This window comes from Protofrankia sp. Cr1, from assembly GCF_963555865.1.
GTDB lineage: Bacteria > Actinomycetota > Actinomycetes > Frankiales > Frankiaceae > Protofrankia.
On the sequence record NZ_CAUVXO010000223.1, the window covers coordinates 1 to 8,070 of the forward strand.

Here is an 8,070-nt window from a genome sequence, read left to right on the forward strand (position 1 = left end):
TCCGTCGTCTTCGGCTTCGGCTTCGGCGGCGAGTCGGCGGAGAAGGGGCGAGTGATCCATACCGTTATCCTATCAAGTCGTGGTAATGCTCTGTAACTTTGTGGAACGCTTCAATGTATTGGTCTACCAGTGGCAAATCCTCCTCCCGATGCCACACGGGAAGCCTGAGGGTGCCGTGCAGGGCTCCGGCGAGGTAGCTCACCGCTTTGATCCCCTACTGGCTGTGACGAGCAGGCCGAGTGCCACGTTACGATCGGCGGCGACCTCCTCAAGGGTCTCCTTGATTTTCCTCGTGCCGTTGAGGCGGAAGATTCCGATGGTCAGGTTCCGGAGGCTCGCGAAGGCGTGGTTGGTGTTCCCGGTGTAGGTCGGATCGTCGTCCTCACGCCAGGCGGTGTCGCGGGTGTAGTGGATTTGGTTTTCGATGCCCCATTGGCCGCGGACGTGGGAGTGGAAGTAGGACGCTGTGGCGTGCGTGCTCGTTGCGCTGGTGAGGATGAGGGCATATTCGCGAGTGAGGCGAGTTCCGGCGAGGTCGAACTCGTCTCGCTGGATGATGGCCGCATTGTTGACATGTGGGAACTCAGTACCTTCGGCTTTCGTGGTCCAGGTCTGCCAGTTTTTGATCCGGCCGTGTCCACGTTCCTCGACCTCGTGGTGGGCTGGTTCCTGGAGAAGTGGAAGGACCCGGTCGAACGTCTGCTTTTTAGTGTCGGGCGGTTCCCCTTCACGGTCATCACGTAGTCCATCCCGTGCTTGACGATGTCCTTCGTGGTGTCGTCGGGGACGCGGATCTGTCCGACGACGAGACCTCTTCCGTGGATCATTGCGGCGAGTAGCTTGACCTGTGTCTTCTCGTCCACCCAGGCTCCACGCATGACCGTGCCGTCGATCGCGACGGCAATCTGTTCTCCGTTCTCCCAGGCGGTCTGCGCGAACAGAGGGCGATCGCCGGACTGGGTACCGATAGTTATTGACTGTGACATTGTGCCACCTCGCCGGAGTCCTGCCCCGGTAGCGAGAAGGCATTAGGCCGCCTTTTGGAGCCACTCCGCTACCGTCCGAATCACGAATGCCTGCCACTCCTGACTCTGCGGTTGGAGATACTGAGGGTCGTCGTGGACGGCGAAGCCGTGCTGTGAGCCCTCGACCTCCACCAGCCGGGTCTCGGCCGTGAACTTGGTCAGGGCAGCCCGCGTGGACTCGATGGGCACCAGCGTGTCCTTGGTGCCGTGCACGATCAGCGTGGGCGCGACGATCTCCCCGAGAGCCTCGTCCGGCCGTAGCCAGAAGACCTCGTTCAGCATCGGGCGGCCGTGCTGGAGCGTCGGCGTGAAGGTGATCGCGCCCTGCTCGTTCAGGGTCCGAGCGGCCTCGTCGTCGATGTGGTCGTCATGCCAGTACGGACGGCTGTCGATCGTCCGCCATTTGTAGTTGAACTGCGGGTTGAGGAGCACCAGCCGGGACACGTCCGCCGGGCGCTTCGCCGCGTAGTAGCCGCAGATGCCGCCACCGAAGCTCGCGCCGAGCAGGCTCACGTGGTCGACGCCAGTAGACTCCCGGACGCCGGCCAGGGCCACCCGAATGTCGTTGAGGATGGACGACAGCGTCAGCTCTTCCTGTCGGCCCTCACTCTCGCCGTGGCCCCGCAGGTCGAAGCGCAGCGACGCCACGCCGGCCTCAGTCAGCCCGGCGGCCAGTCGGGTGAAGAAGCCGCCTTCCTCGCGGGTGACACCGCCCCCGTGGACGAGCACCGCGGCACGCTCGGCAACCCCTTCCGGCGTCGCCAGCGTGGCCGCCAGGCGCAATCCGTCGAGCGTGCGAAGCGAGGTCACAGTCTCGTGCACGGGCATGGCACTCCTTCTGGCGTCGCGGTCGTCGGTACGGCCATCCTCTGGCGAGAGGTCGACCTTGGCCAGAGCCACGGCCCGGAGCCTACGGCTGAGGCCGATCGCCGGGTGGAAGATCCCAGTCCAGCGCCCGCAGACCATCGGCGACCAGCACCGCTCGCCCGTCGGCGCGCTGGAGCTGGGCAAGCAGTTCGGTCAGGCCGGGGCGCACGATCCGGGCCGGCGGCATGTGTCGATCGACGAACACGTCGGCCAAGGCCAACCCCTCGGCCGTAGCGTGGGCTGCGAGAAGATCGTGGAGGCGGTCTTCCTCGATCCCATCGCCGTCTTCGAGCCGGATGTAGCCGAACACGGTTGCATGCACCTATCACTCCATCCGTCACCATGGTGACGCTCCGGATCGAGGAGTGGACTCAACCCGACCCGGAGCGCCTACCGCAACGGTGACTCCGGAGACGGAGCGGGGCTATACGCACGAGGTATGGGCGGTACGCGGACCAGGTTTGCACCCCGTTCGGCGGCAGGGCCGCAGGAGATGCTTAGCGAGCGTCGAGCGTCCCCAACCCCGCCCAGTCCGCCATCCCGGCTGTGATCAAGGACTTGACCTTGGCCTGGCCCTCCACGCGCACGACGTCGGTGAAGCATGCGCACTCTGTCAGCCGACGACTTTCTGCCACGCACACCACGATGCCCGTCACCTGAAGTCCCCGCGCGGCGGCGATCAGGTTCTCGCCGACCGCCGGCAGTGGCAGCCGCTTCACCAGCTCTGCCGCGAACTGCCGCTCGACGGAGGAGCGATTGAGCAGCCTGAGCGTCCGGTCGGTGACCTCAACCAGCCCTTCGCGGAGCCGGTCTTGCGCATCCAGGATGGTCCGCGCCAGCTTGGCAAGGGCACTGCACCGGTGTCCTGACCAGCTACGAGTAAGCCGCTGCCACGTCTGGTCACTCACGTACTCGGTCGCCCGCCCGACGACGACTTCCTGAAGATCGGGATTGGCGATCAGCCCTGTGTACGGCTCGGAGGCCGAGCGTATCCGCGGCTCCTCACGGCTCGGAAGTCGCGGCCCTGGAGGTCGCGGCGCTGGAGGTCGCGGCGCTGGAGGGCGTGGCGCTGGTATCGCCGTCGACCATGACGAGTGTTGATGCGAGCGGTGGTGACAGCGCAGACCGGCTTCCTTGACGGGGTTTCTACAACTCGTTCCGCGCTGGGTAGTCGCGCCGCACCTGAACCGGGCCATGCACTAAGTGTCCGACTTGCCGCACTGGGTGATCAATAGTCGAGTTGTCCATCCATTGACTAAACGAGATAGTCCACCGTGGTAAGCAGATTCGGCCCGGATGTGCCGTTGACCAACAACAGCCCGCGGTACTCGACCAGGTCGCAGGGTGTGCGAGGGCTGTTACGCCAGCATCGCTTCCCGGAACTCTCGCGGCCCCGGACGGGAGCACCAAGGCGTCAATGTCCGTGCCACGTCCGACAGGATGGCCGTCGTCCGTCCGGAGCTGGTTGCCCGCGCGATCTGTAAAGCATCGAGGCCGACTGCGGCAGCATCGTCCGGGTGACCGCTGAGGGCCAGCGCTGCCGCCCGACGTGCCCCGAACAGCCCGGTGTCACGGTGTGACAGACTGCCCCCTGCCAGGATGTCCGCGAAGATCCCGGCCGCCCGGTCTGGTACGCCGGCCTCGGTGTAGACGGCGGCGGCACGCAGTTGCAGCGTGGCGGTGGAGATGTGCAGACCGCTGGCATTGGCATCCGGCACGCTTTCGGTGAACGCCACGCGGGCGGCGTCCAGCTTGCGCTCGATCACGGGCAGCGGTTCGCCGTGCGTCGCCAGGGCCAGTGCTTCCTGCTGCAACAGCTCGGCCTGGATAGATGGTGGCGCGGCCGGGCATACGCGGCTGGCGGCTTCGGCCAAGGTCAACGTCCGTGCCAGGTCGCGGCCGTCGTAAGCCATCTGCGACTTCTTGACCAGCACGTATGCCTGCATCGGGGCATCTTGCGCTTCCTGCGCCCACTCCATCGCCCGGTCGTACCAGTGGGCTGCGGACGCCGGATCGTGCAGATCGCGGTACAGCCAGCCGGCGAACTCCGCGCCGTCCGCACCGACCCCCAGCAGTTCCCGCCGCACCGCCGGCCGAACATCACGGGTGTGTTGCTGGATCGCGCCAAGGACGCCAAGCACCATCGGTAGGACACGCAGTGGGCCAAGCCGGCCGTCGTCGGCCTTGCAGCGCTCGAACTGCTGACCGAAGAAGCCGACGACCGAACCGTCCAGGTAACGGTGGGCATCGTCCAGCGCGGCGGCCATGTGCTGTATCTCGTCCAGGCCGGCGAACGGCAGGATGCGCGCGGCCTGCCGGCCCGAGGATGCAGCGCTGATCGTCGTCGAGCTGGGCATGTCTCCGGTGCGGGCCACCGCGTCGCCGATCACCTCGTCCAGGCCGGTGGCCTTGGCGGCTTCGGCATCGATCGGCAACAGCACCTCCCGGCCGCCCAGCAAGATCGACAGAAGGATAGGCGGCACTGCTTCGGCCGTTCTCCTGTCCCGTGACGATCCGGGCAGGTCGAACCACAGCAGTTCCGCCGGGATGCCGAAGATCTGGCTGTAGCGGATCAGCTTGCTGAGTTCCTCGGGCGCGTGGCCGTTCTCAATGCGGCTGAGCTGTGCTTGGGTCAGGCCGAGCCACGTGCCGACTACTTCCTGGGGCAGCGTCTGCCGGTGGTACGGGTGGTGGCGGTAGGCGAAGATCACCCGACCCATGTGCCAGGTGGCCAGCGCATCGCGCATCTGGTCGAGCGTCCAGAACTCCGGCGGCACAGCGGGCGGCCGGGCGTGCGCGTCCACGCTGGCGCTCTGGCACGGGCTACACATGGTCAGCGGGTTGTCGGTGGCGAGCCGGTGGCCGCAGCGTGAGCAGTACCGAGGCTGGTGCGCGGTCGTCATGGCCGGGCCGTCTCCCCCTTTTGCGCCAAGGTCAGCACCACGACGCTAACACCGCCGGTAGCAGGGTCTATGCGTCCCGCGTATGTCGGCCACCGTTCGGCGGCGTGGTCACGGTGCCGCGTGGGACTGACGCTGAGGCCGTTCCCCCTCCACCAACCCGCAGTCAACAGGGATGCCACAGCCGGGCACGTCGCGCCAGTCAGGGCGGCAACCGGCCGGTGGTATCCCCGGCGTGAAAAGGGGTTGTCATGACCCTCGCGTTGGCCGTACCTGTCTTCGGCCCGCCGGCGGCCGGCAAGACGACGCTCGCGGCAAGCCTTGGCCAGACACCGGGGTCTGCCGTCTTCCGCCTCCGCGAACACGTTCCGGAAACCATCCTGGCCGCCACGGCCACCAGCGCCGAACGCCTCGGCTGGATCGACGACTTCACCGTGGTGACGGCGCTGCGTAGCTACGTCGACGCCACCGTCCAGGCCGACGAGGCGCACACCGTCTTCTTCGACAACTTCCCCGGCAACGGCGCGCAGGTCCGCTTGTTCCTGGCGGCGCTCCGCCAGCACGCACCGGACTGCATGGTCTCGGCCGTGGAACTGACGGTCGACGTCACGACGCTGTACCGGCGGGCCTTCCAGCGTCGGGTCTGCCACCGCTGCGAACGCGACCCGATCCATGATCCCCGCCTACCGGCCGTCCCGAGTGCCGATGACGCCCAGCGCTGTGCCCGCTGCGGCGGCATCCTCCACCCTCGCCGGGGCGACGCGCCTCGTCTGCTGCGTGCCCGGCTCAACCGCTACCGCCAGACCGCCGATGGCATCCGTGAGGCGTTCGCGGCGGCCGGGGTGGTGGTGACCCCGTTCGACAGCGGGGCTTCCGCCGACCAGACGGCCGACGCCGTCACCGCTCTACTCGTAAGGAGCAGCCAGCCATGACCACCGTCCACCTTGACCCGCCGCGCGTCCGGACGGACGACGACTACGGCCACGCCCGGATGCCCCGCCGGGCTGGCATGCCTGCGCCGGAACGGATCGAACGGATTGCCTACGGCCGCTTCCGTAACGTCTACCTGTACATCACGGAAGCCTGCCAACTCCGCTGCGAGCACTGCTACATGGGCGAACGGCTGGACCGGGCGCTCAAGATGCCGCTGCCGGAGATCGCCGAGACGCTGGCCACCTGGCGGCGGATGGGCGGCAGCAAGCTGACCATCCTCGGCGGCGAACCGACGCTGCACCCCAACTACGTGGACGCCATACGCCTGGGACGGCAGCTCGGCTACGAGGACGTCATCACCACCACGAACGCCCAGAAGCCGGCCGTGCGGAAGTTCCGGCAGCTCGCGCCGGAGGACTTCGCCTACGTCCAGGTCAGCCTCGACGGCGGCAGTGCCGACACCCACGATGCCGTCCGGGGGGCGGGCACGTTCGACACGGCGCTGGAGACGGCGGCCGAGCTGACGAGCCGCGGCTTCGACACCCGGATCATCTGCACCGTTAACCAGGCCAACGAGGGCGACGCCCTGAAGCTGCTGGACATCGCCGACGAGATCGGGGTGTCCCTGGTGAAGTTCCACGTCTTCTCGACGATCGGCGTCGGGCACGGCAACGCCGACATGGCCATGAACCCTGCGGAGTGGGTGGCGTTTTGCGACGTACTCAACGAGACCGCGCCCGGCTACCGGACACGGGTCTGGTACCAGCCGACCTACGCCCGCCGCGACCAGATGCCCCGCTACGCCGCCGAGGGCTACCAAGGGTGCATCGGGCGGACGCTGGACCGGATCTCGATCTTTCCCGACGGCAGGTGCTACGTCTGCTCCTACCTGTTCGACACCGACCTGCACTTCGCCCGGATGCAGGACGGCCAGGTGGTGCTCAACCGAGGTGACAACGAGTTCGACCTGTTCACCCGGCCGCTGGCCACGAGCGCCTGCGGCGGCTGCAAGGCCACGGCCTGCCAGGGCGGCTGCCCCGCCGAGGAGATCGTAATGGGCGGCTCGTCCTGCGCTGATCAGGAGGACATCGTGCCGGTGTGCCGGCTGTGGAAGTCCAGCGCCAAACCCGAGGACTGAGGAGAAGATCCAGATGGAACACGTCATCGAACCGCTGCACGCGCTGGACTGGAACGACATCGACGCCGTGGAGCACGCCACCCGCAAGGCGCTCACCCAGCTGGCCGACGACCCGGACCTGGTGCGGGCGGCGCTGCTGGGACTGCCGGACCGGCCGGAGTTGCTGGCGCTGTGCGAGCACTACGACATCCTGGATAAGATCGTGCTGTACCAGGACAGCGCTGGCATCCGGGTACGGCTGCACGTCTTCCTGCCCGGCCACTTCGACCGGCCGCACAACCACCGCTGGTCCTACGCCAGCCTGATCTTGCGTGGCGAGTACCGGCACTACTTGTTCGGCAACGTCGACGTGGACACCGAGCCGGAGCCGGGCAGCTTGGCTGCGCTGCAGGTTCGCCAGGAGCAGGCCGGCTACGCCTACGCCCTACATCACGCCATGGTGCACGCCGTGGTGGCCGAGCCGTACACGGTGTCGTTGGTCATCCGGGGGCCGGCGGTCAAGGATCGCTTCCTGGTCATGGACCGCAAGACCGGCGAGAGCTGGTGGCAGTTCGGGGCCGCAACGGAGCCGGCCGGCGAGGCGGCGCGCAAGCGGATGACGCGCGGCCGGCTCGCCGAGCTGACGGGGATGCTGCGGGAGTGGGACTTGTTCTGATGATTCCATTCAGGGCGTGAGTTACTGGGTGCGGCTCCGGCGAGTCGCTATCCGGAGCCGCACCCGGCGTTTACCGATAGCCGAGGCTTGCCCAGGTCATTGGCCCGACAACATCGTCGACCACAAAGCCATGGGACGCCTGCCAGTTCCGCACCGCCCGCAGCGTGACGGGCCCGAATATGCCATCCGCCGGAATACGCAACGCGCGCTGCAGCGTCACGACCGCGCTGCCTCGGCTACCATAGCGCACTGTTGGCATCGCCTGCCGCGTTGGGGGCTGGCTGGGAGTAGCAACAGGAGGGCTGGCAGGCCGATTCGGAATGGTCACGGGTGGCCCGCCCGCCGGATAGCTCGGAATGGTGGTTACAGGCCCTGCCGCAAGCGCGGGGACTGTGGCAACCGAACTGCAGGCGGCAACTGTCGCGACGACCAGCCCCGCGCGCGCCAGCCTACGCGGGACGAGGCTGCCCGTTGGCCTGCCCGGCGCCCTGTGCCGCCCAGGTGATCTCTTCGTCATGTGCTGCTCTCCTTGTCTGAGGCCGATGCGCCATG

Annotated in this window: 9 protein-coding genes; 4 read left to right on the forward strand and 5 right to left on the reverse strand. The window is 67.3% G+C overall.

The window, feature by feature from the left end; translation table 11 throughout:
* The first annotated feature begins 471 nt into the window (after positions 1-471).
* Entirely contained in the window at positions 472-744 is a 273-nt protein-coding gene (locus tag U9980_RS16820) for a hypothetical protein (protein WP_322768782.1), read from the forward strand.
* A gap of 284 nt (positions 745-1,028) precedes the next feature.
* Here U9980_RS16820 and U9980_RS16825 read toward each other — a convergent pair whose 3' ends face one another.
* The 4 genes from U9980_RS16825 to U9980_RS16840 form a co-directional block, all read right to left on the reverse strand.
* Positions 1,029-1,853, reverse strand: coding sequence for an alpha/beta hydrolase (locus U9980_RS16825; protein ID WP_322768783.1), 825 nt, complete (start codon positions 1,851-1,853; stop codon positions 1,029-1,031).
* Between the two features lie 82 nt (positions 1,854-1,935).
* On the reverse strand, positions 1,936-2,214 hold the full coding sequence (locus U9980_RS16830) for a recombinase family protein (RefSeq protein WP_322768784.1): 279 nt from the start codon (positions 2,212-2,214) through the stop codon (positions 1,936-1,938).
* Positions 2,215-2,389: 175 nt separating this feature from the next.
* A complete protein-coding gene (locus U9980_RS16835; protein ID WP_322768785.1) occupies positions 2,390-2,800 on the reverse strand; it encodes a hypothetical protein in 411 nt (136 codons plus the stop codon).
* Between the two features lie 450 nt (positions 2,801-3,250).
* Complete coding sequence (locus tag U9980_RS16840) at positions 3,251-4,795, reverse strand: helix-turn-helix transcriptional regulator (protein WP_322768786.1); 1,545 nt, start codon at positions 4,793-4,795, stop codon at positions 3,251-3,253.
* A gap of 248 nt (positions 4,796-5,043) precedes the next feature.
* Here U9980_RS16840 and U9980_RS16845 point away from each other — a divergent pair, with 248 nt between their 5' ends.
* The 3 genes from U9980_RS16845 to U9980_RS16855 are packed head-to-tail and all read left to right on the forward strand — an operon-like array spanning position 5,044 to position 7,518.
* Entirely contained in the window at positions 5,044-5,724 is a 681-nt protein-coding gene (locus U9980_RS16845) for a hypothetical protein (protein WP_322768787.1), read from the forward strand.
* Positions 5,721-6,863 (forward strand): radical SAM protein, encoded by a 1,143-nt coding sequence (locus tag U9980_RS16850; RefSeq protein ID WP_322768788.1) that lies wholly within the window; start codon positions 5,721-5,723, stop codon positions 6,861-6,863. The genes U9980_RS16845 and U9980_RS16850 overlap by 4 nt, the downstream gene beginning before the upstream one ends.
* Before the next feature lie 13 nt (positions 6,864-6,876).
* Positions 6,877-7,518 carry a hypothetical protein gene (locus U9980_RS16855; RefSeq protein WP_322768789.1) on the forward strand — a complete coding sequence of 214 codons (642 nt, stop codon included), beginning with the start codon at positions 6,877-6,879 and terminating at the stop codon, positions 7,516-7,518.
* Positions 7,519-7,588: 70 nt separating this feature from the next.
* Here the strand turns inward: U9980_RS16855 and U9980_RS16860 are convergent, their stop codons facing one another.
* Entirely contained in the window at positions 7,589-7,738 is a 150-nt protein-coding gene (locus U9980_RS16860) for a peptidoglycan-binding domain-containing protein (RefSeq protein WP_322768790.1), read from the reverse strand.
* Between the last annotated feature and the right edge of the window lie 332 nt (positions 7,739-8,070).